The organism is Halostella litorea, from assembly GCF_004785955.1.
Taxonomy (GTDB): domain Archaea; phylum Halobacteriota; class Halobacteria; order Halobacteriales; family Natronoarchaeaceae; genus Halostella; species Halostella litorea.
Genome location: NZ_SJER01000001.1, coordinates 539,791 through 564,186 on the forward strand (window position 1 = coordinate 539,791; position 24,396 = coordinate 564,186).

The 24,396-nt window shown below is 73.3% G+C and carries 29 protein-coding genes; 13 read left to right on the forward strand and 16 right to left on the reverse strand.

Features of this window, described 5'->3' with window-relative positions; all coding sequences use genetic code 11:
- The first annotated feature begins 20 nt into the window (after positions 1 to 20).
- Positions 21 to 692 (forward strand): HAD family hydrolase, encoded by a 672-nt coding sequence (locus tag EYW40_RS08240; RefSeq protein WP_135821135.1) that lies wholly within the window; start codon positions 21 to 23, stop codon positions 690 to 692.
- A 10-nt stretch (positions 693 to 702) separates the two neighbouring features.
- Here EYW40_RS08240 and EYW40_RS08245 read toward each other — a convergent pair whose 3' ends face one another.
- From EYW40_RS08245 to EYW40_RS08255, 3 genes are read right to left on the reverse strand one after another with little or no spacing between them, the layout of a single operon-like run.
- On the reverse strand, positions 703 to 1,647 hold the full coding sequence (locus tag EYW40_RS08245) for a M48 family metalloprotease (protein ID WP_202614483.1): 945 nt from the start codon (positions 1,645 to 1,647) through the stop codon (positions 703 to 705).
- Between the two features lie 48 nt (positions 1,648 to 1,695).
- Entirely contained in the window at positions 1,696 to 2,127 is a 432-nt protein-coding gene (locus EYW40_RS08250; RefSeq protein ID WP_135821136.1) for a hypothetical protein, read from the reverse strand.
- Positions 2,115 to 3,098 (reverse strand): NAD-dependent epimerase/dehydratase family protein, encoded by a 984-nt coding sequence (locus EYW40_RS08255; protein WP_135821137.1) that lies wholly within the window; start codon positions 3,096 to 3,098, stop codon positions 2,115 to 2,117. Before EYW40_RS08255 ends, EYW40_RS08250 begins: the two co-directional genes overlap by 13 nt.
- Positions 3,099 to 3,183: 85 nt before the next feature.
- Between EYW40_RS08255 and EYW40_RS08260 the strand changes: the two genes are divergently transcribed.
- Positions 3,184 to 3,837, forward strand: a complete 654-nt coding sequence (locus EYW40_RS08260; protein ID WP_135821138.1) for a helix-turn-helix domain-containing protein — start codon at positions 3,184 to 3,186, stop codon at positions 3,835 to 3,837.
- A 27-nt stretch (positions 3,838 to 3,864) separates the two neighbouring features.
- Here the strand turns inward: EYW40_RS08260 and EYW40_RS08265 are convergent, their stop codons facing one another.
- Positions 3,865 to 5,466, reverse strand: coding sequence for a GTPBP1 family GTP-binding protein (locus EYW40_RS08265; RefSeq protein ID WP_135821139.1), 1,602 nt, complete (start codon positions 5,464 to 5,466; stop codon positions 3,865 to 3,867).
- A gap of 60 nt (positions 5,467 to 5,526) precedes the next feature.
- Positions 5,527 to 6,105 (reverse strand): J domain-containing protein, encoded by a 579-nt coding sequence (locus EYW40_RS08270; RefSeq protein WP_237560584.1) that lies wholly within the window; start codon positions 6,103 to 6,105, stop codon positions 5,527 to 5,529.
- Between the two features lie 119 nt (positions 6,106 to 6,224).
- Here EYW40_RS08270 and EYW40_RS19935 point away from each other — a divergent pair, with 119 nt between their 5' ends.
- Positions 6,225 to 6,383, forward strand: coding sequence for a hypothetical protein (locus EYW40_RS19935; protein ID WP_202614484.1), 159 nt, complete (start codon positions 6,225 to 6,227; stop codon positions 6,381 to 6,383).
- On the opposite strand, the gene EYW40_RS08275 is transcribed toward EYW40_RS19935, so the two are convergent.
- The 3 genes from EYW40_RS08275 to pyrF all read right to left on the reverse strand — a co-directional run bounded on the left by EYW40_RS08275 (position 6,380) and on the right by pyrF (position 8,869).
- Positions 6,380 to 7,549, reverse strand: a complete 1,170-nt coding sequence (locus tag EYW40_RS08275) for an alpha-hydroxy-acid oxidizing protein (protein WP_135821140.1) — start codon at positions 7,547 to 7,549, stop codon at positions 6,380 to 6,382. The two genes, EYW40_RS19935 and EYW40_RS08275, sit on opposite strands and share 4 nt — an antisense overlap.
- A 48-nt stretch (positions 7,550 to 7,597) precedes the next feature.
- Positions 7,598 to 7,945 carry a hypothetical protein gene (locus tag EYW40_RS08280; protein WP_135821141.1) on the reverse strand — a complete coding sequence of 116 codons (348 nt, stop codon included), beginning with the start codon at positions 7,943 to 7,945 and terminating at the stop codon, positions 7,598 to 7,600.
- 93 nt (positions 7,946 to 8,038) lie between these two features.
- A complete protein-coding gene (gene pyrF / locus EYW40_RS08285; RefSeq protein WP_135821142.1) occupies positions 8,039 to 8,869 on the reverse strand; it encodes an orotidine-5'-phosphate decarboxylase in 831 nt (276 codons plus the stop codon).
- Positions 8,870 to 8,982: 113 nt separating this feature from the next.
- Between pyrF and EYW40_RS08290 the strand changes: the two genes are divergently transcribed.
- On the forward strand, positions 8,983 to 9,642 hold the full coding sequence (locus tag EYW40_RS08290; protein WP_135821143.1) for an HAD family hydrolase: 660 nt from the start codon (positions 8,983 to 8,985) through the stop codon (positions 9,640 to 9,642).
- Here EYW40_RS08290 and EYW40_RS08295 read toward each other — a convergent pair.
- Together EYW40_RS08295 and EYW40_RS08300 are read right to left on the reverse strand one after the other, a co-directional pair.
- A complete protein-coding gene (locus tag EYW40_RS08295; RefSeq protein WP_135821144.1) occupies positions 9,639 to 10,082 on the reverse strand; it encodes a DUF7993 family protein in 444 nt (147 codons plus the stop codon). The two genes, EYW40_RS08290 and EYW40_RS08295, sit on opposite strands and share 4 nt — an antisense overlap.
- 104 nt (positions 10,083 to 10,186) lie before the next feature.
- Positions 10,187 to 10,636, reverse strand: coding sequence for a DUF2240 family protein (locus EYW40_RS08300; RefSeq protein ID WP_135821145.1), 450 nt, complete (start codon positions 10,634 to 10,636; stop codon positions 10,187 to 10,189).
- Between the two features lie 93 nt (positions 10,637 to 10,729).
- Here EYW40_RS08300 and EYW40_RS08305 point away from each other — a divergent pair, with 93 nt between their 5' ends.
- Both EYW40_RS08305 and EYW40_RS08310 read left to right on the forward strand, forming a co-directional pair.
- Positions 10,730 to 11,104, forward strand: coding sequence for a 30S ribosomal protein S8e (locus tag EYW40_RS08305; RefSeq protein WP_135821146.1), 375 nt, complete (start codon positions 10,730 to 10,732; stop codon positions 11,102 to 11,104).
- 197 nt (positions 11,105 to 11,301) lie between these two features.
- Positions 11,302 to 13,227, forward strand: coding sequence for a molybdopterin biosynthesis protein (locus EYW40_RS08310; RefSeq protein WP_135821147.1), 1,926 nt, complete (start codon positions 11,302 to 11,304; stop codon positions 13,225 to 13,227).
- Here EYW40_RS08310 and EYW40_RS08315 read toward each other — a convergent pair.
- Entirely contained in the window at positions 13,197 to 13,820 is a 624-nt protein-coding gene (locus tag EYW40_RS08315; protein ID WP_135821148.1) for an HAD family hydrolase, read from the reverse strand. The genes EYW40_RS08310 and EYW40_RS08315 overlap by 31 nt on opposite strands.
- A 124-nt stretch (positions 13,821 to 13,944) precedes the next feature.
- On the opposite strand from EYW40_RS08315, the gene EYW40_RS08320 reads away from it, so the two are divergent.
- Both EYW40_RS08320 and EYW40_RS08325 read left to right on the forward strand, forming a co-directional pair.
- Positions 13,945 to 14,742: a helix-turn-helix transcriptional regulator gene (locus EYW40_RS08320; RefSeq protein WP_135821149.1), complete on the forward strand. Its 798-nt coding sequence runs from the start codon at positions 13,945 to 13,947 to the stop codon at positions 14,740 to 14,742.
- A gap of 56 nt (positions 14,743 to 14,798) precedes the next feature.
- Entirely contained in the window at positions 14,799 to 16,250 is a 1,452-nt protein-coding gene (locus tag EYW40_RS08325; protein ID WP_135821150.1) for an Hvo_1808 family surface protein, read from the forward strand.
- Between the two features lie 47 nt (positions 16,251 to 16,297).
- Here the strand turns inward: EYW40_RS08325 and EYW40_RS08330 are convergent, their stop codons facing one another.
- On the reverse strand, positions 16,298 to 16,708 hold the full coding sequence (locus EYW40_RS08330) for a hypothetical protein (RefSeq protein ID WP_135821151.1): 411 nt from the start codon (positions 16,706 to 16,708) through the stop codon (positions 16,298 to 16,300).
- Between the two features lie 195 nt (positions 16,709 to 16,903).
- Between EYW40_RS08330 and EYW40_RS08335 the strand changes: the two genes are divergently transcribed.
- The 5 genes from EYW40_RS08335 (at position 16,904) to EYW40_RS08355 (ending at position 21,008) form a co-directional block, all read left to right on the forward strand.
- Positions 16,904 to 17,446 (forward strand): thermonuclease family protein, encoded by a 543-nt coding sequence (locus EYW40_RS08335; protein ID WP_135821152.1) that lies wholly within the window; start codon positions 16,904 to 16,906, stop codon positions 17,444 to 17,446.
- 40 nt (positions 17,447 to 17,486) lie between these two features.
- A complete protein-coding gene (locus tag EYW40_RS08340; protein WP_135821153.1) occupies positions 17,487 to 18,146 on the forward strand; it encodes a potassium channel family protein in 660 nt (219 codons plus the stop codon).
- Between the two features lie 221 nt (positions 18,147 to 18,367).
- Complete coding sequence (locus tag EYW40_RS08345; RefSeq protein ID WP_135821154.1) at positions 18,368 to 19,225, forward strand: dihydrodipicolinate synthase family protein; 858 nt, start codon at positions 18,368 to 18,370, stop codon at positions 19,223 to 19,225.
- A 98-nt stretch (positions 19,226 to 19,323) separates the two neighbouring features.
- Positions 19,324 to 20,406, forward strand: a complete 1,083-nt coding sequence (locus EYW40_RS08350) for a putative sulfate/molybdate transporter (protein WP_135821155.1) — start codon at positions 19,324 to 19,326, stop codon at positions 20,404 to 20,406.
- A 131-nt stretch (positions 20,407 to 20,537) separates the two neighbouring features.
- Complete coding sequence (locus tag EYW40_RS08355; protein ID WP_135821156.1) at positions 20,538 to 21,008, forward strand: DUF7384 family protein; 471 nt, start codon at positions 20,538 to 20,540, stop codon at positions 21,006 to 21,008.
- On the opposite strand, the gene hpt is transcribed toward EYW40_RS08355, so the two are convergent.
- From hpt to EYW40_RS08375, 4 genes are all read right to left on the reverse strand, one after another.
- The gene (gene hpt / locus EYW40_RS08360) at positions 21,005 to 21,601 is read right to left on the reverse strand and encodes a hypoxanthine/guanine phosphoribosyltransferase (protein ID WP_135821157.1); all 597 of its coding nucleotides are present in this window, start codon (positions 21,599 to 21,601) and stop codon (positions 21,005 to 21,007) included. The genes EYW40_RS08355 and hpt overlap by 4 nt on opposite strands.
- 53 nt (positions 21,602 to 21,654) lie before the next feature.
- Positions 21,655 to 22,188 carry an XTP/dITP diphosphatase gene (locus EYW40_RS08365; RefSeq protein WP_135821158.1) on the reverse strand — a complete coding sequence of 178 codons (534 nt, stop codon included), beginning with the start codon at positions 22,186 to 22,188 and terminating at the stop codon, positions 21,655 to 21,657.
- Positions 22,189 to 22,449: 261 nt separating this feature from the next.
- Positions 22,450 to 22,719 (reverse strand): DUF5808 domain-containing protein, encoded by a 270-nt coding sequence (locus EYW40_RS08370; RefSeq protein WP_135821159.1) that lies wholly within the window; start codon positions 22,717 to 22,719, stop codon positions 22,450 to 22,452.
- A 71-nt stretch (positions 22,720 to 22,790) separates the two neighbouring features.
- Positions 22,791 to 24,374 carry a bifunctional N(6)-L-threonylcarbamoyladenine synthase/serine/threonine protein kinase gene (locus EYW40_RS08375; RefSeq protein WP_135821160.1) on the reverse strand — a complete coding sequence of 528 codons (1,584 nt, stop codon included), beginning with the start codon at positions 24,372 to 24,374 and terminating at the stop codon, positions 22,791 to 22,793.
- Between the last annotated feature and the right edge of the window lie 22 nt (positions 24,375 to 24,396).

The window sequence follows — 24,396 nt, forward strand, 5'->3', positions numbered from 1 at the left end:
CGGCTCCGAACCGGCGACCGATGACCGCCGTCGACGCGGTGCTGTTCGACCTCGACGACACCCTCTGTGAGTACCGCCGGAGCGGCGCGGAACTGCTGTCGCTGGCGTTCGACGACGTCGGCGTCGACCCCTTCTTCGCGGTCGGCGAGTACTACGACCGCTACGACGAGTTCCTCCCGAAGACCGACGACATGGTCGAACTCCGCCGCGAGTGCTTCGCCGCCATCGCCGCGGACCGCGGGCGCGACCCGGACCTCGGCCGCGCGGTCGCGGACGCCTACGCCGCAGAGCGCGACCACGGCAACGTCCGCCCGCTGCCGGGCGCGGCCGAGGCCGTCGACCGCCTCGCCGCCGACCACCGCCTCGCCGTCCTGACGAACGGCGCGCCGGGGATGCAGTCCGAGAAGCTGGCCCAGTTGCCGTTCCGCGACGCGTTCGACGCCGTCGTCCACGCGGGCTACGACGCCCCGCGGAAGCCGGCGGCGGAGCCGTACCACCACGCGCTGGACCTGCTGGACGCGACGCCCAAGCGGGCGGTCCACGTCGGCAACTCGCTGACGACGGACGTGCCGGGCGCACACGCCGCCGGCGTGCGCTCGGCGTGGCTCTCGGACGGCAGCGACCCCGACCCGGAACCCCACTACCGGCTGGAGTCGCTGCGGGACCTGACGACGCCGCCGTGGCTGGGGTAGCCCCGCCGGCTCACCGCACGGGGATCCGCGCCATCGACCGCTCGGTCCGCTCGACCAGCCGCTCGATCCGGTCGTCCATCGGCGGGTGGGTCGCGAGCAGGCGCGTCAGCGCGTCCTCCTCCTCCTGGCCGTAGATGTACAGCGACGAGAGCGGCCCCTGCCGCGGCCGGGCGGCGTCCCGGATGCGGGAGAGCGCCCGGGCCAGCGCGAGCGGGTCGCCGGTCACCTCGACGGCGCGGTCGTCGGCCCGGAACTCGCGTCGCCGCGAGTGCGCCCGGAGCGCCAGCGTCAGCGCGAGCAGGAGGACGACGACGAACTGCGAGACGCGGTAGTGGACCCGCACGAGGTGGCGGTCGAACGGCTCCGGCCGGCGGCCCGCGATCCACGTGCCGACGCGGCGCAGCCCGGCCAGGAACAGCCCGACCGGGAACAGCAGGAGGAAGAGCACGCCCGAGAGCGTCTCGACGAGGCTGGAGCCGAGCGTCTGGACCAGGGCGTCGCGGGTCTCCAGGTGGGCCAGTTCGTGGGCGAGGATCCCCTCCAGTTCGTCGCCGTCGAGGATCCGGAACAGGTCGCGGTCGAGGATCACCACGCCTTCGCCCGCGCCGACGGCCAGCGCGTTCGGCGACGGGAGCGACGCCACGAACACCCGCGGGTCGCCGACCGCCATCTCCGCCCGGAGGCCGTCGAGCCGCCGGTAGAGCCACGGTGCCCGCTCCCTCGGAAGTTCGACCGCGCCGAGGCCGGTCACCAGCCGCCGCGTGCCGACGCGGTAGCTCAGGTAGCCGAAAAACAGCGCCGAGCCCACCATGCCGCCGACCAGCACCGTCAGGTCGGGCCGGCCGGGGAACAGCACGGCGAGCAGTTCGACCAGCGCGACGCCCACGGCGAGGTAGAGCCCGAGGAGGCAGACACCGACGAGCGCCATCAGCAGCCGGACGCCGAACCGTCGCATGTCCGATGGTTGGTCGGGCTTGGGGAAAAGCGAACCGCCCCCCTGCGGTCAGTCCGGTCGGCCGGGCGACTGCGGGAGGGCGAGGGTGCCGGCCGACTCCCGTTCGCGCCACAGGACCAGCGCGGCGAGCGCTCCGGCGACCGCGTCGCCGGCGACCGACAGGGCCGCCGTCGCGGCGAACCCGACGTGTCCGTCCGCGCCGGCGACGACGTGGTCCGGGTTCCGGACGACGAAGTGCGCGACCGCCTCGAAGGCGAGGCCGCCAGTCATCGCCGCCGCGACGAGCGCCGCCCCGGTGCGGACCCGTCCGACTGCGGCGAGACCGACGCCCGCGAGCGGCGCGACGAACAGCGTCGCCGCGACGGACGCCGCCTGCCACCCGGCCACCGGGACGGGCACGGCGGCGTGAACGCCACCGTGGACCAGCCCGGTTCCGACGGCGACCGTGACCGCCGCGGCGAGCCACCTCACGCGGTCCACGCGAACCCCCGGTCGGCCTCGCGGATCACGCCCTCCGTCCGCCACGTCTCGACGACCTGCCGGAGGCCGTCGCGGTACGTCGGGTACGCCGGCTCCCAGCCGGTCGCCTCGCGGAACCGGTCGCTCGCCGTCGGCATGGGCGACGAGAGCAGGCGCGCGGCGTCCGCGCCGACGACGTAGCGGGCGAGCCACGCGGGGACCCGCCGCGGTTCGGGCGCGTCGAGCAGGTCGGCGAACTCGCGGAGCATCGCGGCGAGCGTCACGGGTTCGTCGTCGACGACGTGGTACAGGCCGCTCGCGCCGGCGTCGACCGCGTCGGCGAACGCGGCCGCCGCGTCGTCCGCGTGGACGAGCGAGAGCGCGGCGTCCCGCCGGCCGAGCACCCCGCGGCCGACGACCGGCATCCGCCGGGCGAGGAGGTTCTCGCCGAACTGCCGGGTGTGGGCGGCGTCCGGCGCGTAGAGGTAGCCACAGCGGAGCACGGTCCGCTCGAAGCCGCGGTCGGCCGCGGCCGCCGCCAGCCGCTCCTCCACGTCCGCCGCCGACGCCGTCGCCCGGGTCGGGTGCCGCGGCGCGTCCTCGTCGAACGGCGAGCCGTCGGGCCGGCGGGCCACCCAGACGACGCTCGGGAACAGCACGCGCTCCAGCGCGCCGTCGTCCGCCGCCGCGAGGAGGTTGGACAGCCCCTCCCGTCGGACCCGGTCGTTTCGCTCCCACTCCGCGGCGCCCGGCTTCCGGCCGGTCGGTATCGCCGTCGCGGCGTGGACGAGGACCTCCGGCGCGTCGACCGCCCCCTCCAGCGACGCCGGGTCCAGCACGTCGCCGCGGCGGGGGGTCCCGCCGCGTTCCGACACTAACCGCTCGCCCGCGTCGTCCCGGGCGAGGCCGACGACGTCGTGGCCGCGTTCCGCGAACTGCGCCACCAGCCTGCGCCCGAGTACGCCGGTCGCGCCGGCGACGAACACTCTCATGGGAGAGCGTACGGGCGAGGCCGCCGAGCAACTGCTGCCGGATCCGCTCGGGGGGTTTAAGTGCAGCCCCGTGGTGGCCGCGCGTATGAAGCACGTCCGACTGACGCTCGACGCGGACGGCCGCGAGGCGGCGGTCCACCCGATGTACGACGTGCTGGCAAACGCCCCGTTCGTGGAGCGCGCGACGGCGATCCACTGGAACTTCGCGGGCGACGAACTCGGCATCCTCCACCGGGTCGAGGGGGACGCCGACGCCTTCGCCGAGGCCGCCGAGTCCGTCCCGGAGGTGATCGACCACGAGGTCGAACCGGCCGGCCCCGGCGTCTTCCACGCCTACGTCAGGGACGCGACGAACGAACCGCTCCGCCGGCTGCTGTCGACCGTCGCCGGGCGGAGCGTCGTGGTGGTCCCGCCCGTCGAGTACGGGCCGGACGGGGCCGTGTCGTTCGCCGCCGTCGGGCCGGCCGCCGAGATACGGGCTGCGGTCGACGAACTCCCGGAGCCGGTCGGGGTCGAGGTCGACGCCGTGCGCGGACTGTCCGCGCTCGACCCGACCGCCGCGCTGTCCGAGCGGCAGCGGGAGGCGCTGGAGGCGGCGCTCGCATTGGGGTACTACGACGTGCCGCGGCGCGCGACGCAGGCGGACGTCGCCGAGGCCATGGGCTGTGCGCCGAGCACGGCCGCGGAACACATCCGAAAGGGCGAGGCCGCGGCGCTCCGCTCGCTACTGGGCGGGTGACGTCGTCGGCCGCGGAGGCCGGGCGGATCAGCCGTCCGGGTTCACGGCCGTCACCGTGCCGACGCCCTTCGAGCGCCCCTCGCGGAACACGAACCGCTGGCCCTCCTCGACGAGGTAGGGGCGGAACTTGAACCGGACGCGGGTCCGGCCCTTGTCGCCGGGGAGGAGCTGGCCGCCCTCGGGGTAGAACGCGGCGGCCTCGCTGACCGTCTCCAGGTGGACGACCGGCTCGTAGCCGTCGCCGATGCGGGTGGGGTGGTTCAGCACCATCACCTCGGCCTCGAACTCGCGGACCGGCTCGGGGTCGGCCTCCCGCGGGAGCAGGACCATCCCGCGCTCGACGTCGGCCTCGCGGATCCCCTTCAGCGCGATGCCGACGATGCGGCCGGCCTTGGCCTTGTCGACGCGGTGGTAGTGCATCTCGATGGAGCGGACCTCCACCTCGTGGAACGAGCCGTCGGGCATCGGGCCGAGCAGCAGTTCGTCGCCGGCCTCCACCTCGCCGGCCATGACGGTGCCGGAGGCGACCGCGCCGACGCCGGTGACCTTGTACGTGCGGTCGACGTACATCCGGAACTCGCCGTCGTCGCCCGCGGTCTTGGGGAGGCGCTCGAACAGTTCGTCGAGGGTGTCTAACCCCTCCATCGTGACCGCGCTCGTGGTCACCACGGGGACGACGGTGTCGCCGATCTCCTCGACCGCGGCGTCGACGCCGTGTCGCTCGACCAGAAGCGGCGTCTTGTCGACGTCCCGTAGCAGGCGTTCGACCTCGCGCTCGACCTCGGCGAGGCGGTCGTCGTCGACCGCGTCGGCCTTGGTGATCGCGACCATCGTCGGCAGTTCCGTCGCCAGCAGGACGCCGAGGTGTTCGCGGGTCGTCTTCGTCGGGCCGTCGTCGGCCGCCACCGTGAGCAGGCCGTAGTCGAGTTTCTGCCCGACCAGCCCGCGGATCGTCGTGCGGAGCCACGGCTCGTGGCCGACGGTGTCGACGAAGGAGACGAGGCTGTCGGACTCCTCGACGACCCGCGCGCGGTCGGACTTGCGGTGCGGGTTGTCCATCCTGACCGGGCCGTCGCCGTCGAAGCCGTAGACGCCGTAGGAGAGGTCGGCCGACAGGCCGCGCTCGACCTCGTGGGGCTGGACGTCGAGGTAGCCCCGCGTCCCGCCCTGGCCGTCGTCGGGCTGGCCGGTGACGAGGCTGCCGACGAGCGTGCTCTTGCCGTGGTCGACGTGGCCGGCCGTCCCGACGACGATGTGCTCGTCGTCGGTGTCCAGCATCGCCCCCTCGCGGACCGTGGCGACGCCGACGATCCCATCGCCGACGCCCCACGTCTGCACGTCTTCGATGTGCGAGCCGGCCTCCTCGGCCAGAAGCGAGAGCACGTCCATCGATTCGGAGAAGTCGTCGGGGGCGATCCCCGCGAGGCCGCCGTCGTCGGTGACGCCGACGACGTACGTCGCCTCGCCGTCGCCCGAGAGGACGCGGTGGCGGAGCTGTGCCACCAGGCTCTCCAGTCGCCCCTCGGAGAGGTGGAGGTCCTTCGTGAGTTGCTCCTTGAACTCCACGCTGCCGCCTTCCCGCTCGCCGCGTTCCAGGGCCCGCTCCAGCACGGCCCGGTCAGGGCTCATACCCGCGGGTTTGGGGAGCGTGACCAAAAGCCTTCGCGTCGGGTGGTAGTAAGTGACGCGTTACCGTTCGGCGCGCTCCGCGTCAGGGCCGTCCCGAAGCCGGTCGTAGGCGCGCTGGACGCGCTTGAACCGCTCCTCGTCGCCGTCGGGCGCGTCCGGGTGGACGTCCTTGACCTTCTCCCGGTAGGCCCGTCTGACGGCGTCGTCGCCGGCGTCCGGGTCGACGCCGAGGACCCGGGCCGCTTTGTCGGCGCGCATGCCGGTCGAGGCCCCCGGTCCCGGGCGGCCCGCACCGTCGCTCGCCGTCCGCCGGCCGCCGAACCGCGCCCCGCCACGGGACCGCGCCTCGTACCGCTGGCGGGCCTCCCGGCGGCCGCGGCTCTCGCGGGCCGCGCGCCGCGCGCCGGCCCCGAACCCGCTCTCCCGCCGGTCGCGGAACTCGCCGCGGTCGGCGCGGCGCTGCGCCCGCTCGGCGAGGCGTCCGGTCCCCTGGTACCACAGCAGGTAGGCGACGACGGCGAACGGCGCGGCGAGGATCAGGATGAACGGGTTCATCCGCACCAGCGTGAGGATGCCAAGCACCGCCGTTAACCCGGCGAACACGGCCGCGAGTCCGACGAGGAGCGTCTCCCTCGACACGGGCGACGGGTAGGGACCGGAGGCAGGTAAGCGTCCCGCCCGCCGGCACGCGTCGCCCGACCGCCCGCCGCCGCACCCGCGGGCCAAGCTACAAACCCGGCCCCGTGCTAGCCCCGCCCATGAGCGTCAGCGGGCTCTGCAGCATCTGTCAGACGCGGGAGGCACAGGCGCGCTGCGACCAGTGCGGGACGATGGTGTGCGCCCAGCACTACGACGAGTCGCTTGGCTACTGCGCCGACTGCGCGGCCGAGGCGTCGTCGGGCGGCCGGACGTTCTAGCGCTCCGCGAGCGCCGAGCGGTCGAGGTCGGCCACGTCGGTCACGCCCGACAGCGCCACCGTCAGGTCGAGGTCCGCGAGGAAGTTGTCGACCACCGCCGCGACGCCCGCCTGCCCGCCGAGCGCCAGCCCGTACACGTACGGCCGGCCGAGCAGGACGGCGTCGGCCCCGAGCGCGAGCGCCCGCACGGCGTCCGCGCCGCGGCGGATCCCGCTGTCGAACAGCACGGGCACGTCCGGGCCGACCCGCTCCCTGACGTCGGGGAGCGCCTCCGCCGCCGCGACCGCGCCGTCGACCTGCCGGCCGCCGTGGTTCGAGACGACGACGCCGTCCGCGCCGTGGTCGAGCGCGAGCGCGGCGTCCTCCGGGTGGAGCACGCCCTTCACGACGACCGGGAGGTCGGTCATGCCGGCGAGGTCCGCCAGGTCCTCCCACGTGTGGCTCGCGTCCGAGAACACGTCGAGGAACTGCGCCACGGCCGCGTCGACGTTCTCCTCGGGCGGCCCCGACAGCGACTCGCGGAAGACGGGGTCCTCGAAGTAGTTCGCCACGCCCTCGCCCTCCATGAACGGCAGGTACCCCAGGTCGATGTCGCGCTCGCGCCAGCCCAGCAGCGGCGTGTCGAGCGTGACGACGACGGCCTCGTAGCCGGCCGCCTCCGCGCGCTCCAGCAGGCTCGCGGTCAGGTCGTCGTCCGAACTCCAGTACAGCTGGAACCAGCCCGGCGTTCCGCCCAGTTCGTCGGCGACCGCCTCCATCGTGGACGACGCCGCGGTGCTGTGGGCGAAGGGGACCCCCGTCTCGGCGGCGGCCCGCGCGGTCGCCAGTTCCCCCTCGTCGTGGATGATCGACTGGACGCCGACCGGCGCGAGCATCGCGGGGACCGGAAACTCCGTGCCGAGGACCTCCGTCGACAGCGTCCGGTCGGTCACGTCCTGGAGCATCCGCGGCCGGATCCGCCACCGCTCGATGGCGCGGCGGTTGGACCGCTTGGTCTCCTCGCCGCCCGCCCCGCCGGCGACGTAGGCGTACGCCTCGTCCGACAGTTCGGCCTCGGCGGCGGCTTTCAGTTCCTCGTATGCGACGGGGTAGTCGGGCGTCTCACCCGTCGCCTTCCGCGTCGTGTACACCTCGACCTGCCGGTTGTAGCCGTAGTCCTCGGCCATGGCCGTGCGGTTCGGTAGCTGGTGGCAAAAGGTTGAGCGTTGGGCGTGCTACACGGCCGAGAGGGCGGTGATCACCGCCCCGCCGACGAGCAACGTCGCCCCCACTCGTTTCGGCGTGACGGGTCCTCGCTCGTCCGTTCCGGGTACCCGAACCGGTTTCACCGCCAGCAACCCGCCGACGATGGCGACGGTAGCCGGGACGCTGACCCCCACGCCCGCCCTCGTCGTCTCGAAGGAGAGGAACACCGTCCCGAGGAAAACAGCGCCAACGGCGAATCCCCTCGCGCCCGGCGTCACCTCCTCGTTGCTGAACGCGACGAAGACCGCGGCGGGCCACCACCACATGAGGATCCCCAGACCGGTCCAGAACGCACCGAACAGCAGTCCGACGGCCATATCGTCGTCGTTTCAGCGCTCGGAGAAAAGTGTATCCCAGCCTCTGGTTGTACGTGCCATGGCCGCGGAGTGGAGGCCCCGCGCTTCCCTCGGTTACCGATACTCGTTGAGCCGCTCCTTCAGGCGCTTGGCGGCCTGCCCGGCGGCGCGGTCGAAGTCCTCGCCGGCGTCGCCCGCCCCGCCCTTCTCGCCGGCGAAGATGATCCCCCGCGAAGAGTTGACGAGGCCGACACCGTCCGCCAGCCCGTACTCCACCGCCGCCTCGGCGTCGCCGCCCTGCGCGCCGACGCCGGGGACGAGGAAGGGGAGGTCGGGCACCTGCTCGCGGACCGCCTCGAGTTCGTCTGGCGTGGTCGCGCCGACGACGAGGCCGACGTTGCCGCGCTCGTTCCAGAGGTCGGCCAGCGCGGCGACGCGCTCGTAGACGGCCTCGCCGGAGGCCAGTTCGAGGTCCTGTAGGTCCGCGCCGCCGGGGTTGGAGGTGCGACAGAGGACGAACACGCCGCGGTCGGCCTTCGAGAGGAACGGCTCCAGCGAGTCGCGGCCGAGGTAGGGGTTGGCCGTGATGGCGTCGGCGGTGGGGCCGCCGTCGTCCGGGTCGAGCAGTTTCGCGTACTGCCGGGCCGTGTTGCCGATGTCGGCGCGTTTGGCGTCGAGCAGGACGGGCACGTCCTTGCCGTGCGCGTAAGCGATGGTCTCGGCCAGCGCGCGCCAGCCGTCGGGGTCCTCGTAGAACGCGGCGTTGGGCTTGAACGCGGCGGCGTGCTCGTGGGTCGCGTCGATGATCCGGCGGTTGAACGCCCAGCGCGGCAGGTCGCGGTCCCGCAGGTGCTCGGGGATGCGGTCGGGGTCCGGGTCGAGGCCGACGCTGACGACGCTGTCGGCGGCGTCGATGCGGTCGGCCAGCCGCTCGAAAAAGCGCATACGCCCCGTCCGCCGGCGGTCCACTTCAGGCTACCTCTTGCGGTTCGGGGACGGTCGCCCCGCCGGCCGTCCGGTGCGTACACTAAAACCATCGGCCGCCCTACTACCGGTCGATGACGCTCCGCGCGGTCGTGTTCGACCTCGACTACACGCTGGCCGTGCCCGACCGGGACCGCGAGACGCTGCTGCGGGAGGCCGCGGCCGCGGCCGACGCGCCGCCGCTCTCCCGGGCGGCGTACCTCGACGCCCACCGCCGCAACCTCACCGGGGAGACGCGCGAGCCGATCTTCGCGGAGCTGCTCGACGGGGCCGACACGTCCGCCGACCCGGCCGAACTCGCCGCCGAGTACCGGCGGACCATCGCCGCGGCGCTGGAGCCGGTCCCGGGCGCGGCCGACCTGGTGCGCGACCTCCGCGAGCGCTACCGTGTCGGCCTGCTGACGAACGGCCCCGTCCGCGCCCAGCGGGACAAGCTGGCGACGCTCGGCTGGGAGGGGCTGTTCGACGCCGTCGTCGTCACCGGCGACCTCGCGGCGGGGAAACCCGACGTCCGGGCGTTCGACGCGGCGCTCGACCGCCTCGGCGTCGCGCCGGCCGAGGCGGCGTACGTGGGCGACGAGGTCGAGGCGGACGTCCGGGGCGCGAGCGAGGCCGGCCTCGCCGTCGTGCAGGTCGTCTGGCCGGACGGTCCCGACCCGGACCCGCGGGCGGACGCCCACGTCGACCGGGCGGAACTGGCCGCGGAGCTACCGGGGATACTGGCCGCGCTCTAGTCGCCGGCCTCGGCGGCCTCGGTCGCCGCCTCGACCGCGTCGACGGCCCGCTTTACCGCCGCGCCGCTCTCGACGAACACGAGCGTCCTGGGCGGCTCCGTCGCCTTCGGCCGGGTTCGCAGGCCCAGTTCGCTGGCCGTCGCCGCGGCCGCCTCCTGCCCGTCCGCGAACTCGATCCGCACCCGGTCCTCGTGGAGGTACACCCGGGCGAGCAGTTCCCCCCGCGACTCGTCGGGCGCGTGCCGGGTGCGGGCGTCGTCCCACGACCCCTCGACGGCCCGCTCCACGTCGTAGGCCCGCTCGCCGTCGGGCGTCCCCTCGGCCGAGCGGTCCGCGTCGACCACCGCCAGCGCGTCGAGCGCGCCGTCGACGCGGCCGTCGACCTCCGAGGCGAGCAGTTCGGCGATCCGGCGGCCGTCGGCGACGCTGTCTTCGACCATACCCGTTTTCGGGGGCCGCGGCTAATCAGTTGTGGGAGTTCGGGTCGCCGAGCGGGGCGGTCGTTCGGGCCGGCGGCCGGCACGACGCCAAGCTCCGCCCGCCGCTACTCGTCGCCCAGCTGTTCGATCGCCGCCCGCGCCGGCTCGTCCACGTCGAGGCCGCGCCGGCGGGCGTACACCACCGCGGCGGCCTCGACGGTGATCCCGAGGTCGCTCTGGAGGCGGTTGATGTCGGCGACCGCCTCCTGCTTCTCGACGCCGTCGGCGACGACCCGGTCCAGCACCTGCTCGAACGTCGAGCGCTCCCGGAGTATCGACTCGTCGGGGACGAACCCGTCGGGCACGGCCACCTCGTCGGGGTCGAACGACGGCACCAGGTCGCCGTCCTCGCGGGCGAGCAGGCCCTGGCCGGTCGCGACGTCGATCAGCCGCTTGGCCTGGTCCGGCGAGAACCAGTCGCGGTCGAGCGACAGCGCGACGACGAACTCGTTCTCGCCGAGGCGCTCGGCCCCGCGCTGGCGGAACGGCGCGGCGACGGCAGTCCGGAGACTCATCGGGATCAGTACCTGTCAGCCCCCGGGTAAACCTACCGGTTCGGCGGCGGGCAAGTCGTATCATTCAAGTAGCTCCTGGGATTCGATACGGGTATGACCGACCAGCGACGCTCGACGCGCAAGCGGACGGGCGGCCGACTCCGACCGAACGCCGACCGCAAGAAACACCAGCTCGGGCGCGGCCCGACCGAGACCCAGGTGGGCGAGCCGAACCTGAAGACGACCGACGCCCGCGGCAACACGACCAAGACCCGCGCGCTCTCGACCAACGTCGCGCAGGTCGCCGACGCCGGCGACACCGTCGAGGCGACCATCGAGGACGTCGTCGAGAACCCGAGCAACCCGAACTACGTCCGCCGGAACATCGTCACGAAGGGCGCCATTATCGAGACCAGCGAGGGGCGCGCCCGCGTCACCTCCCGCCCCGGCCAGACCGGGCAGGTCAACGCCGTCCTCGTCGACGAGTAACGCCTTCTCCGTCGCCGCCGTCCCGCGGCTCGCAGTCCGACCGACCAGCGACGCGTCCGCGCCCCCCTTCGCGGGAATGCGCACGACGGGAGCGCCGTCCGACCGCAGGACCGAGGAGTTAAGCACGGGATGGCCGTACGTCGGCCCATGTACGGGACGGAACGCCCGCCAGCCGAGTGCCGTCGACCGGACGACCAGTGACCGACCGCAAGGAGTTCCGCGACCTCGCGCCGCCCGAACGCGCCCGCGAGGCGATAGCGTCGCTCGACCTGACGCCGGGGCCGGAGACGGTCCCGCTGGAGGACGCCCGGGGCCGGGTGCTGGCCGAGCGGGTCGACGCCGGCGTCGACGTGCCGGGGTTCGACCGCGCCTCGCTGGACGGCTACGCGCTCCGCGCCCGCGACACGTTCGGCGCGGACGAGGCCGACCCGGCCCGCCTCGACCTGGTGGGCGCGGTCCACGCCGGCGAGGAGCCCGACGTGACGGTCGGCGAGGGCGAGGCCGTCGAGATATCCACCGGCGCGGTGATGCCGCCCGGCGCGGACGCGATGGTGATGGTCGAGCGGACGGACGTCGAGGGCGGCCCGGCGAGCGGGGAAGCCGACGAGCAGGTGCTCGTCCGCACCGCCGTCGCGCCCGGCGACGGCGTGATGCTCGCCGGGGCGGACGTGGCGGCGGGCGAGCGCGCGCTCGGGCCGGGCACCCGGCTGACGCCCCGGGAGGTCGGGCTGCTGTCGGCGCTCGGCGTCGACGAGGTGCCGGTCCGCGGGCGGCCGCGGGTCGGCATCGTCTCGACGGGCGACGAGCTGGTGCGCCCGGGCGAGGAACTCCGCAGCGAGCGCGGCCAGATATACGACGTCAACTCCTACGCCGTCGCCAGCGCCGTCGAGGAGGCGGGCGGCGAGGCGGTCACGTACCCCCACGCCGGCGACGAGCGGAGCGAGATGGAGCGGGTCCTGACGACCGCCGCCGAGGAGTGCGACCTCGTGCTCTCCTCGGGGTCGACGAGCGCGAGCGCGGTCGACGTGATCTACGACGTGATCGAGGAGCGCGGCGAGCTGTTGCTCCACGGCGTCGCGGTCAAGCCGGGCAAGCCGATGCTGGTGGGCCGCATGGGGGAGTCGGCGTACGTCGGCCTGCCGGGCTACCCCGTCTCCGCGCTCACCATCTTCCGGACGTTCGTCGCGCCCGCGGTCCGCGCGGCGGCCGGGCTGCCCGAGCCGAAGACGGCGACGGTCGAGGGGCGGATGGCCCGCCGCGAGCGGTACGGCGAGGGCCGCCTCCGGTACATGCCGGTCGGGCTGGTGACCGACGGCGACGGCGGGACGCTCGTCTACCCGGTCGACAAGGGCAGCGGCGCGACGACGAGCCTCGTCGAGGCCGACGGCGTGGTCGCGGTCGACCCGGACACGGACTACCTCGCCGCGGGCGAGACGGTGACGGTGGATCTGTTCTCGCCGGACGTTCGCCCGCCGTCGCTGCTCGGCGTCGGCGAGGACGACCCCCTGCTGTCGCGCCTGCTGGACGACCTGCGGGACCCGCGGTACCTCTCGGTCGGGAGCCGGCAGGGACTGCGCCGGCTCCGGGACGGTACGCCGGACGTCGCGGTGACGGCGGGGCCGGTCGAGCGCGACGTCGAGGCCGACCCGCTTGGGGCGTGGACCCGCGAGTGGGGGCTGGTCGTGCCCGCGGGCAACCCCGAGGGGGTCGACGGCGTCGCGGCCCTCGCCGACCGCGACCTGCGGCTCGTCAACCGGACGACGGACTCGGGGCTCCGGACGAGCATCGGCAACGCCGTCGCCGCGCTGGCAGACGAGCGCGGCGTCGACCGGCGCGAGGTCGTCGAGTCGATCGACGGGTTCGACCTGACGGTCCGCGCGGTCGAAAGCCCCGCCCGGAAGGTCGCCGCGGGCCAGGCGGACGCCGGGGTCGGGCTCCGCGCGACCGCCGAGCGGCTCGGCCTCGGGTTCGTCCCGCTCGGCGAGCAGACCGTCCGGGTCCACGGCAACCCCGAGCGCTCGGAGAAGGACGGCGTGCGGGAACTCGCCGCGGCGCTGGACGGCGTCGCGGATCTGACGGCGGAGTTCCCCGGTTACAGCTCCGCGAACGAGGAGACGCGGTAGTCGCCGAGCACGCACTGGCCCTGGAGGTCCGGGTCGTGGCGCTCGACGTGGATGCCGTCGAGGCCGGCGTTCCACGCCGCGCCCACGTCGCAGGCGGCGTCGCCGGCCAGCACGCCGCGGTGGCCCTCGTGGGCGACTTCCATCCCCCGCATCGCCCGCTCGACGGGCGCGGGGTCGGGCTTCCAGCCGACCTCCTCGGAGCAGCAGACGGTCGTCTCGAACCAGTCGCGGATGTCGAGGTGGTCGAAGACGACCTCCGCGACCGGCTCCGGGCAGTGGGTGACGATGCCGGCCGGCGCGGCGATGTCCCCGACCAGCGCGGCGTCGTCGTAGAGGTACGTCGCCTCCGCGCGGGCCACCGGGTCGTCCACCGCGTCGAACGTCTCCCAGAACGACCGGATCGGGAGGTCGTCGGGCAGGAGTTCGGCCCGGTGGTCGTCCGAGCCGTGCCAGACGAGGTAGCGCTCGTCGGGCGTGAGCGCGAGCCCGAGGCGGTCCTCGACCTCGGACAGCACCTCGCGGCGGTAGGCGGACTCGACGTCGACGAGCGTGCCGTCGAGGTCGAACAGCCAGTAGTCGTACTTCGGGACCATCGGGAGCGCCCACTAGGCCGCGGAGCAGAATAAGTATTCTCCCCGTACCGGCCCGCGCGGCCGGGGTCCCGTGGCGGGGCGACGGCCTTTTGGCCTTCGGGTGGGTGAACCCGCACGGAAACGCATGGCACCGAGCACCGGCGACGCCGACATCCTCGCGGTCCTCGACGGGCGGGGGGACGTACTCGACTCGCTCCGCGAGGAGCCGAAGGACAAGCGGGCGCTGGAGGCCGACCTCGACGTGTCGCGGTCGACGGTCGACCGCGCCCTCCGCGAACTGGAGACGGCGGGGCTGGTCGACCGCGACGGCGGCCGCTATCTCCCCACGGCGACCGGCCGGCTCCTCGTCCGCGAGTACCGCCGGTTCGAGTCGACGGCCGCCGCGGTCGCGCGGCTGGAGCCGTTTCTCAAGTGGGTGCCGGAGGGCGAACTCGACCTGGACCCGCGGTGGCTGACCGACGTGGAACTGCGGACGCCCCGCGAGGGCGACCCGTACGCGATGATCAACCGCCACGTCGAGGCGATAGCGGAGTGCGACCGGTTCGACGGGATGCTCCCGCTGGTCGGCCTGCACGCCCACGAGACCACGTACGAGCGGGTCGTCGAGGACGGCGCGACCGTCGACGTGGTCCTCTCGCGGACGGCCCTGGAGACGATGCGGACCGAGCCGTACCGCCCGAAGGCCCGCGAACTGCTCGCCCACGACCGCTACGACGTGGCCGTCACCGACGAGCCCGTCCCCTACTTCCTCGGGGTGTTCGACGGCGAGCACGTTCAGGTCGGCGTCGACGAGGACGGCGAGCCGCGGGCGCTGGCGGAGGCCGACAGCGCCCGCGTCGTCGAGTGGGCGGAGGGGAAACTCCGCGACGTCCGGGCGGCCGCGACGCCGGTGACGGCCGACGAGTTCGCCTCGCCAGACTGAGGTGGACCGCTCGGCGTTCCGACCATTTTTGATCCCGGAGCCGCTAGGGCGGACGAATGCCGTCCCTCCGTCCGCTCGCGCTGGTCGCGATACTGGTCCTCGCGGGGTGTGCGGCCCCGGCCGCCCCCGGACCGAGCAGCACCACGGCGACGGACGGTGAACCGACCCCGACCGACGCCGGCCCGGACGACGCGACGACGCCCGACCGCGAGGACGTGCGGGGCTGGGAGAACGGGTACTGGTACAACGACAGCCTGTCGATAGACGACGGCGACGGCCTCACCGACGCGGAACTCGACGCCGTCGTCGCGCGGTCGATGGCGCGGGTCGAGCGCGTCCGTGGGGTCGAGTTCGACGAGGGCGTGAACGTCTCCGTCGTCAGCCGCGCGGCGTACCGGAACGGGTCCGGGACCGGGACGACCGCCGCGGGCGACCGGACGTACGAGAACGTGCGCAACCGGGCGCTGTTTCTCGTCGGGGACGACGCTGACGCCGCGGCCGTCGCCGAGGAGAACACGGGGGCGGCGGTGCTGGGCTACTACGACGCCCGGCGGGACCGCGTCGTGATCGTCTCCGACGCCGAGCGGCCGACCGTCGACGAGATAACGCTCGCACAGGAACTGTACCACGCCTACCAGTTCCGCTACGGCAACGCGGTCGAACTCCGGGTCCCGCGGGACGCGTCCGACGACCGGGTGGCGGCCCTGCTGTCGCTGGTCGAGGGCGACGCGAACCTCGTCGACGAGCGGTACGCCGCCCGCTGCGAGGCCGAGTGGGACTGCCTCCGGCCGCGGTCGGACGGCGGAGGAACGAACGCGTCGGCCGCGGACGTCCACATGGGGCTGTACATCCACTCCTATTTCCCGTACGCCGAGGGGCAGGCCTTCGTCGAGTCCGTCCGCGAACGGGCCGGCTGGGCGGGCGTCACCGACCTGTACGCCGACCCGCCGGCGAGCACGGCCGCGGTCATCCACGGGGAGAGCGCCGGCGAACCGCTTTCGCTCGCGCTCCCCGACCGGAGCACGGCGGACTGGGAGCGCGTCAGACGGAGCGACGGCTCCCAGGCGGCGACGCTGGGCGAGCGCAGCCTCGCGACGATGTTCGCGTACACGCTGTACGACGACCGGGAGGGGGCCGTGATAGACCGCTCGGCGTTCGTCCGGCCGGGGAGCGACGGCCCGCGGCTCGACTACGACATCAACTACTCGAACGGCTGGGGGATGGACCGCCTGTACGCCTACGAGAACGGCGGCGAGACGGGGTACGTGTGGCGGATCCGGTGGCGCGACGCGGCCAACGCCAGCACGTTCGTCGAGGGGTACGAGCGCCTGCTGACCCACCACGGCGCGGAGCGGCGGGGCGGGCGCTGGGTCGTCGACGACGGCGCGTTCGCCGGCAGCTACTACGTCGAGCGCGACGGCGACACCGTCACCGTCGTCAACGCGCCGTCGAAACGCGGGGTCGTGGAGCTGTACCCCGCCGCCGGCGCTGGGATGACGGGGGACTGAGTCACGAAGAAACGGGGGAACCGGGTCGGTCGGAACGGGGAAATCGCTTACTGCTCCGCGTCGGCGTCCGCGTCGCCGGCGGACTCGTCGGCGTTCTCGGCGCTGTCGGCGTCAGCCGTCTCGTCTGCGGACGCGTCGTCCGCGCTCCCGTCGCCGTCGGCCGGCGTCAGGTCGCTGACGGCGTCGCCGAGGTCGTCGACGGTGCCGTCGAGGAACGCGTTGATCTCCTCGTGGATCGCGCTCACGTGGTCAGGGACCTGTTCCGGCATGTCGACCGGCGGGCCGCGGTCGGCGTCGTCGGCCGGGACGTCGGCGGGCGGCCCCGCCTGAGCGGACTCGTTCGTCGTCTCGTTCGCGGGCTGTGCGTGGTCGGGCGCGTTCCCGGGCATGGCGGCCGCGGCACCGGTTGCCAGCAGCAGGGCCGCAAGCCCGATCGCGGCGATCTTGGTCAGGCGCATTGCATCCGACGCTGGGGACCACACCCACTTCAACCGGGGCGAGCGTGAACCCGGATATCGGCGGTTTGAAGGCGTCTTTGGCCGAATTAACCCGATTTAATCCGGACGCACGGTCGGTTAGCGCCGGGCGCGGCGGGCGGGCCGGATCCGGCGGCCACCGGAACGGACTTGTGCGCCGGCGCGCAGGCATCCGGCATGCGACGCGCCCTGCTGGCCTGCCTGTTCGTCCTCGCACTTTCCGGCTGTCTGGGTGCGGTGACGGACGACGGGGCCCGGACGACCGAACGAATCGAGGTGACGGTCGTCGAGGTGACCGACGGCGACACCGTCGAGGTGGCGTATCCCAACGGGACCCGCGAGACGGTTCGGCTGCTCGGCGTCGACACGCCGGAGGTCCACACCGAGAACGACCCCTCCGAGTTCGAGGGCGTCCCCGACACCGCCGCGGGGCGGGAGTGCCTGCGCGACTGGGGGCACCGGTCGTCTGAGTTCGCGCGGGCCGAACTGGTCGGCGAGGAGGTGACGCTCGTCGTCGACCCCGAGGCCGACCGCCGCGGCGGCTACGGCCGGTTGCTCGCCTACGTCGACTACGAGGACGGCCGGTTCAACCGGGCGCTGGTCGAACGGGGGTACGCCCGGCTCTACGACACGACGTTCGCCGACCGCGACGCCTACGCGTCGGCCGAGCGGTCGGCCCGCGGGAACGGGACCGGACTGTGGGCGTGTACCGACGCCTGACGGGGGCACTATTTTCACCCCCGGTTGCGTACGGTCGTCCATGAAGTTCGTCATCGTTGGGTACGGCCGCGTCGGCACCCGGACGGCCCGTATCCTCCGCGAGGAAGGCCACGAGGTCATCGTCGTCGAACGGGACGCGGAGAAGGCAAAGCGGGCCCGGAGCGACGGGTTCGAGACGGTCGAGGGCGACGGCGGCGAGGAGAGCGTGCTCGACGAGGCGGACCTGGACACGGTCGACGCCGTCGGCGGGATGACCGGCGACCTCAACGTCAACTTCGCGGCCTGCATGGTCGGCAAACACCACGGCTGCCGGACCGTGCTCCGCATCGACGAGGACTACCGCGAGGAGATATACGAGAAGTACGCCGACGACGTCGACGAGATCATCTACCCCGAGCGCCTCGGGGCCGCCGGCGCGAAGACCGCCCTGCTGGGCGGCGACTTCAACGTCGTCTCCGACCTCACCGAGAAGCTCCAGCTCACGGTGTTTACCATCCGCGAGGGGTCGCCGCTGGTCGGGGAGCGCATCAGCAGCGTCGACCTGCCGACGACGGCACGGATCTACGCCCACGGCCGGACCGACGAGCCGCTGACGATACCGCTGCCGGGGACCCGGATCGAGGCCGACGACCGGATCGCCGTCATCGTCGCGAGCGACGCCGTCGAGACGGTCCGCCAGTCGGTGCTGCCGGCGGCGTAACAGAGGAGGGGGAAAGTGGTGTGCCGAGGCGCGCGTCGGGAGGATGGGAGCTAATCGGGTCCGGTCGCGCGCCCGACCTGGGGTCGGGTCGCCGGTGACTTAAAAACCCGTCAGACGGGCGCACGACTCGACCCCCGCGGCGGCCATCCTGCGGGCGTCGGACGGCCGCCGGGGGTTCGCCGTTGCGTAGTTCTTTGGCCGAGGAACCCGTCGACCGCACCATGCACGGCACTGGCGCACCACTGTTGACACCGTTCGACGACGAGGGCGACGTCGACCACGACGCGCTCCGGGAACTCGCGACCTGGCTGACCGACGCCGGCGTCGACTTCCTCGTGCCCTGTGGCTCGACGAGCGAAGCGCCGCTTCTCACCCCCGACGAGCGCGAGCGCGTGGTCGCGACCGTCGCCGACGCGGTCGACTGCCCGGTCGTCGCCGGCACGGGGACCGAGGGCCTGCGGGCGTCGGTGCAGGCAGCCGAGCGCGCCGCCGCGGCCGGCGCGGACGCCGTCCTCGCCGTGACGCCCCACTACTACGACTACGGGCAGGAGGCCCTCGCGGAGTTCTACCGCGACCTCGCCGACGACAGCCCCGTCCCGGTGTACCTGTACAGCGTGCCGCCGTACACGGACGTCGCGCTCGAACCCGAGACGGTCGCGGCCGTCGCCGACCACGACAACGTCGCCGGGATCAAGGACTCCAGCGGCGACCTCACGCGCCTCCAGCGGACGATAGCCGGCGTCCCCGAGGACTTCGACGTGTTCGTCGGCAGCGGGAGCGTGTACGCGCTCGGCCTCGACGCCGGCGCGACGGGCGGCATCGTGGCGATATCGAACGTCACCCCGGAGCGCGCATCCGAGGTGTACCGCCGCTACCGGGACGGCGACGAGGCGGAGGCGCGGCGGATCAACCGGGACCTGATCGACCTCGAACAGGCGCTGGTCGTCCACGGCGCGCCCGGCTTCAAGGCGGGGGCGCGGGCGCGCGGCCAGCCGGCCGGCCGCGCGCGCCGCCCGTTCCGGCCGCTCGACGACGAGGCGCGCGAGGAGATCGCGGCGCTGGTCGCGGAGCGGACGTAGGCGCGGCGGCGTAACTGTTTCCGGGTTCGGTCCCGTTCGAACTGTACTCGGTATCGGTTTCTCGTAACGGTGATGCCCCTGCGACCGCTACGACGCGTGTGGCCACTTCCACGGACCACGCCGTCCGCGACCGGCTCGCGTTCACCGCCGGCGAGGTGACCGGCGCGCTAGGGGATTCGGTTACGGTGCTCCCCATCGTCGTCGCGTTAGGGGCGACGACGGCGGTGTCGCTGCCCCACGTCCTCCTGCTGTTCGGCGCCTTCCAGGTCGTCTGGGGGCTGGTCTACGGCCTGCCGCTCTCCGTCGAGCCGATGAAGGCGCTGGCGGGGCTGGCCATCGCCGGCGCGCTGACCGCGGGGGAACTCGCGGCCGCGGGGCTGGTCGCTGGCGTCGCCCTGCTCGCGCTCGGCGCGGTCGGCGCGCTCGACCGCATCGAGAGCGCGGTCGGCCGGCCCGTCGTGCGGGGGATCCAGCTCGCGGTGGCGCTGTTGTTGCTGGAGACCGGGCTGTCGCTCGGCGCGGCGAACCTCGCGCTCGCTGGGGTGGGCGCGGGCGTCGCGCTCGTCGCCGTCGTCGCGCGGCGCGGGCGGGCGAGCGCGCTGGCCGTCCTCGCCGTCGGGGCCGCCATCGCCGTCGCCGAGGCGGGCGTCCCGTCGCCGGCCGTCCCGGAACTCGCCGCCTTCGCGAGCGGGACGCCGACGCTCTCGCCCGCGGCGCTCGAAGGCGCGGCCGCCCAGTTGGCGATGACCGTCGGCAACGCGGCGGTCGCCACCGCCGTCCTCTGTGCGGACCTGTTCGACCGCGACGTGTCGCCCGACGACCTCTCGACGAGCATGGGCGCGATGACGCTGTCGGCGGTGCCCCTCGGCGGGATCCCGATGTGTCACGGGAGCGGCGGCCTCGCCGGCAAGTACGCGTTCGGCGCGCGCACCGGCGGCGCGAACGTCGTCCTCGGCGTGCTGTACGTCGCCGTCGCGCTGGTCGCGGGCGGCGGGCTGGTGATGGCGTACCCGACGGCGCTGCTCGGCGTCCTGCTGGTCGTCGTCGCCTGGCAGCTCGGGCGGGCCGCCGCGGCGACCGACGACTACCTCCTGACGGCCGCGGTGGGGGTCGCCGGCCTGCTGATAAACGTCGGCGTCGCGTTCGTCGCCGGCGCGCTGGCGTTCCGCTACCTGCGGTAGCTTCGACCCGTTTTTGTCCGCCCGCCCCCTCGTGGCGACCATGACCGAGACGTGGGGCGACCTGTTCGACCGCGCGGCGGAATCGGACGCGGACGTCGCGGCGATCCGGGCGACGCTCCGGGAGCGCCGCGATGACTGACCCCGACCCGACGGTCGTCGTCGCGGACGCGGACGTGCTGGCCGCGGACCTGCTCGTCGGCGGCGACGCCCGCGCGGCGCTGGACCACGTGCGCCGCCACTCCTGGCTGACGCTCGTCGCGAGCGACGCCCTGCTTGACGACGCCGAGGCGACGATAGCCGCCCTCGCGGACGACGCGCTGGCCGCGGACTGGCGCGCGCGGATCGAGCGGGAGCGCGAACCGGTCAACCACCCGCCGGAAGACCATCCGGGGCTGGCCAGCGCCTACCGCGCCGGGGCCGCACACCTGCTCACGTACGACGACGACCTCCGGGCCGCGGAGACGGGGCTGTCGCTCCAGCCGTATCAGGGCCTATCGGTGCGGCCGCCCGACGCCTTCGCCGCCGTGTTCGACGCCGAGAGCCTCTACGAGGCGACCCAAGAGGGCGAGTATCCCGGGCCGGACCGGGACCCGCGCGCCTAGGTCGCCGGCGCGACGCGCTCCTCGCCGTCGCCGTCCTCGTCGACGACGATCACCTCGCCGTCCTCGACGCGGACGTTGATCAGCGTCTTCGGCTCGTAGGGGGTCCCCTCCAAGGCGTTCCCCCCGCCGACCTTCTTCATGACGACCACGACGTCGACCAGTTCCGCGCCGATGCCGTCGAGCGCCTCCGTGATCGCCCGCAGCGTGCCGCCGGTCGAGAGCATGTCGTCGAGCACGAGGACGCGGTCGCCCTCGTCGACGTCGTTGATGTACATCTCGCTCTCCGAGTAACCCGTCTCCTGAAACAGCGACACCTCGCCGTCCAGCCCGTACTCGCGCTTCCGGATGACGACCAGCGGGATGTCGGTCGTCAGCGACACCGCGGTGCTGATGTGGATGCCCATCGCCGCCGGCGTGACGATCTTGTCCACGTCCGCCAGGTCCGCCTTCCGGATGATCCCGTTGACGACTTCCCGGAGCAGGCCGGGCTCCAGCATCGGAACGCAGTTGCTGATGGGGTGGACGAGGTACTCGTAACCGCCCTCCTTCTCGATGATAGGGGCCTCGTGGAGGGATCGCCGGAGTTTATCCATGCCGAAAGTACGCAAGCCGGCGGAAAAACCTACTGGATCGGCGGACGCCCGACCTACCGCTCGGCCAGCCAGTCGGCGAACCGCTCCAGGGCCCGCCCGCGGTGGGAGATGGCGTTTTTCGCCGCCGTGTCCATCTCCGCGAACGTCTCGCCGTCGTGTTCGAAGACGGGGTCGTAGCCGAAGCCGCCCTCGCCGCGGGGCTCGACGATCCGGCCCCGGACGTTCCCCTCGAACGTCTCCGCGGTCTCGCCGTCGTAGTAGACCATGACGGTCCGGAACGCTGCGCGGCGGTTCCCCTCGTCGGCGACCAGATCCGGGATGCGCTCGATCCCGAGCGTGTCCTCGACGAACGAGGAGTACGCGCCCGGGAAGCCGTCGAGCGCCTCGACGAACAGCCCGGTGTCGTCGACCAGCACCGGCTCGTCGCCGTCGGTCTCCGCGAACGTCTCGCGCGCGCCGTACAGCGCTATCTCCTCCAGTTCGCCCTGGATCTCCGTGTAGTCGTACGGCACCTGCTCGACCGGCTCGTCGAGGTACTCGCGGGCCTCGCGGACCTTCCCCTCGTTGCCCGTCACGAAACGGATCATGTCGGAGTGGCCGGACCGCGCGGGAAAATAGCCGTCGGTCCGCGGCGGTCGCCCGGCGGGAAAACCAAGCTACTCGAACCGGACCACTGGGCCGGCGCGAGCGCGTGGCGCACCGACGCGCCGCGGGCGAGCGTTCGGGGAAGGGCAGGCTGTCGGGACGATAGCATCCGCGAGCGCCGTGGGCGCTCGCGGCCTTTTTTGATCGACATTTTTTCGAGGAGCGGTGCGCCGGCGGCGCACCCGACGAGAAAAAAGGTCGTCTTAGTCCACGACCACTTCGACCGGCTCGTCGTCGTCCTCGGCGTCGTCGGCGTCGCCGCCCTGCTCGTTCCACAGGAGGACGCCCGCGATACCGAGCACGATCCACGACCGCCAGTTGGCGAGGTTGAGCGTGTAACCGATGCCGAAGGGCTTCTCGACCAGCATCCCGTCGCCGGGCTGCCAGTAGGAGGACAGCAGCCGGCGGACGCTTGGTCGCTCGAAGTTGTACGGCACGCCGAGCAGTTCGCCTGACTTCGGTTTGTCGGCCATACGAGACGTTACGACGGTCACGAACATGAACGTTACCGTCGACTGCCCCGACAGGAACCCGAACCGCCGCGCTACTGGTACCGGCCGCGGCCCTCGATCGCCCGCAGTCGGTCGAGGACGGCGTCGTCGCCGCGGGCGGCGTACGCCGCCTCGAACGCCTCGCGCAGCGGTTCGGGGTCGTCGGCGGTGCCGTCGAGGCTCCCCTCGAACACGTGCAGGTCCATCGCGTAGTCCTCCGCGTCGTCGGTGTAGTAGCCCAGGCCGAAGTCGATGAGGTAGGTACGGTCGTCCGCGACGCGGACGTTCCGGGTCGTCGGGTCGCCGTGGACGAACCCCGCCGCGTGGACCGCGGCGAGGTGGCGACCCACGTCGCGGACCCGCCGCTCCGAGAGCGCCGCGCCCAGGTCCGCGTCGCCGACCGTCTCGAACACGAGCGTTCCGTCCCGGAGGTCCACGTCGTGGACGACCGGCGTCGGGACGCCCTGCCGCCGCGCCGCGCTGGTGAGGCGGGCCTCCAGCACCGTGCGGTCGCGCCGGAGGCGGTCGTCGAGGGTGGCGTGGCGGTACGGCTTCGGGACGCGGCGCTTGGTCGTCCGCCCCGGCCCCACCTCGACGAGGGCCTCCGCACCCTGGCGCTCGCGGCCCTCGGGCGGCCGGCGGCGGACGCTCTCGCCCGCGCGCCAGGTGACCGGCACCTGGTCCGGCCGGAAGTCGGGCAGCACCTGCGACTCCTCGACGGCGACGGTGTCGCCGGCGTCGTACATCGTCGCGCCGAGCACCGCGATCATCCCGGCGTTGTCCCGCAGGAACCGCGGTTCGGGCGCGTAGAAGTCCGCGCCGCGGGCCTCGCACATCTCCGCCAGCATCGCCCGCAGGCGGTCGTTCTGCCCGACGCCGCCGCCGAGCACCAGTTCGTCGCTGCCGGTCAGCGACAGGGCGCGCTCGGCGACCTCCGTCAGCATCGCGAAGACGTTCTCCTGCAGCGAGAAGCAGACGTCCGCGACGGGCACGTCGTCGTCGACCGCTTGCTTCGCCGCGCTCATGATCCCCGAGAAGGAGAAGTCCATCCCCTTCACGACGTACGGCAGGTCGACGTAGTCGCCGCCCTTCGCGCGCCTCTCGACCTTCGGGCCGCCGGGGTGGGACCAGTCGAGGTGACGGGTGAACTTGTCGATGGCGTTGCCGACGCCGGTGTCCATCGTCTCCCCGAGCACGCGGTAGCGGCCGTTGTGAAAGCCCAGAACGTGGGCGTTCGCGCCGCTGGCGTTCAGACAGACCGGCGAGTCGAACCCCGACTGATGCCGGCCGATCTCCAGGTGCGCGACCATGTGGTTGACGCCGACCAGCGGCACGTCGAGGGACTGCGCCAGGGCGCGGGCGGCGGTGCCGACGGTCCGCAGGCACGGGCCGAGCCCCGGCCCGCGGGAGAAAGCGACGGCGTCGATCGGGCCGTCGGCGTGGGAAAGCGCCGCCTCGACGACTTCGGGGATCGACTTCGCCATGTGCTCGGCGGCCTCGCTCGGGTCGATGCCGCCGCTCTCGGGCTGGTAGGCGTCGGTCTCGATGACGGTCGTTCCGGTCCCGGCGTCGTGGACCGCCGCGCTGGCCGCCCAGGCGGTGCCCTCGATGCCGAGCACGCGGGTGTCGCTACTCACGGGTCAGTGTGTGAAGACGGCT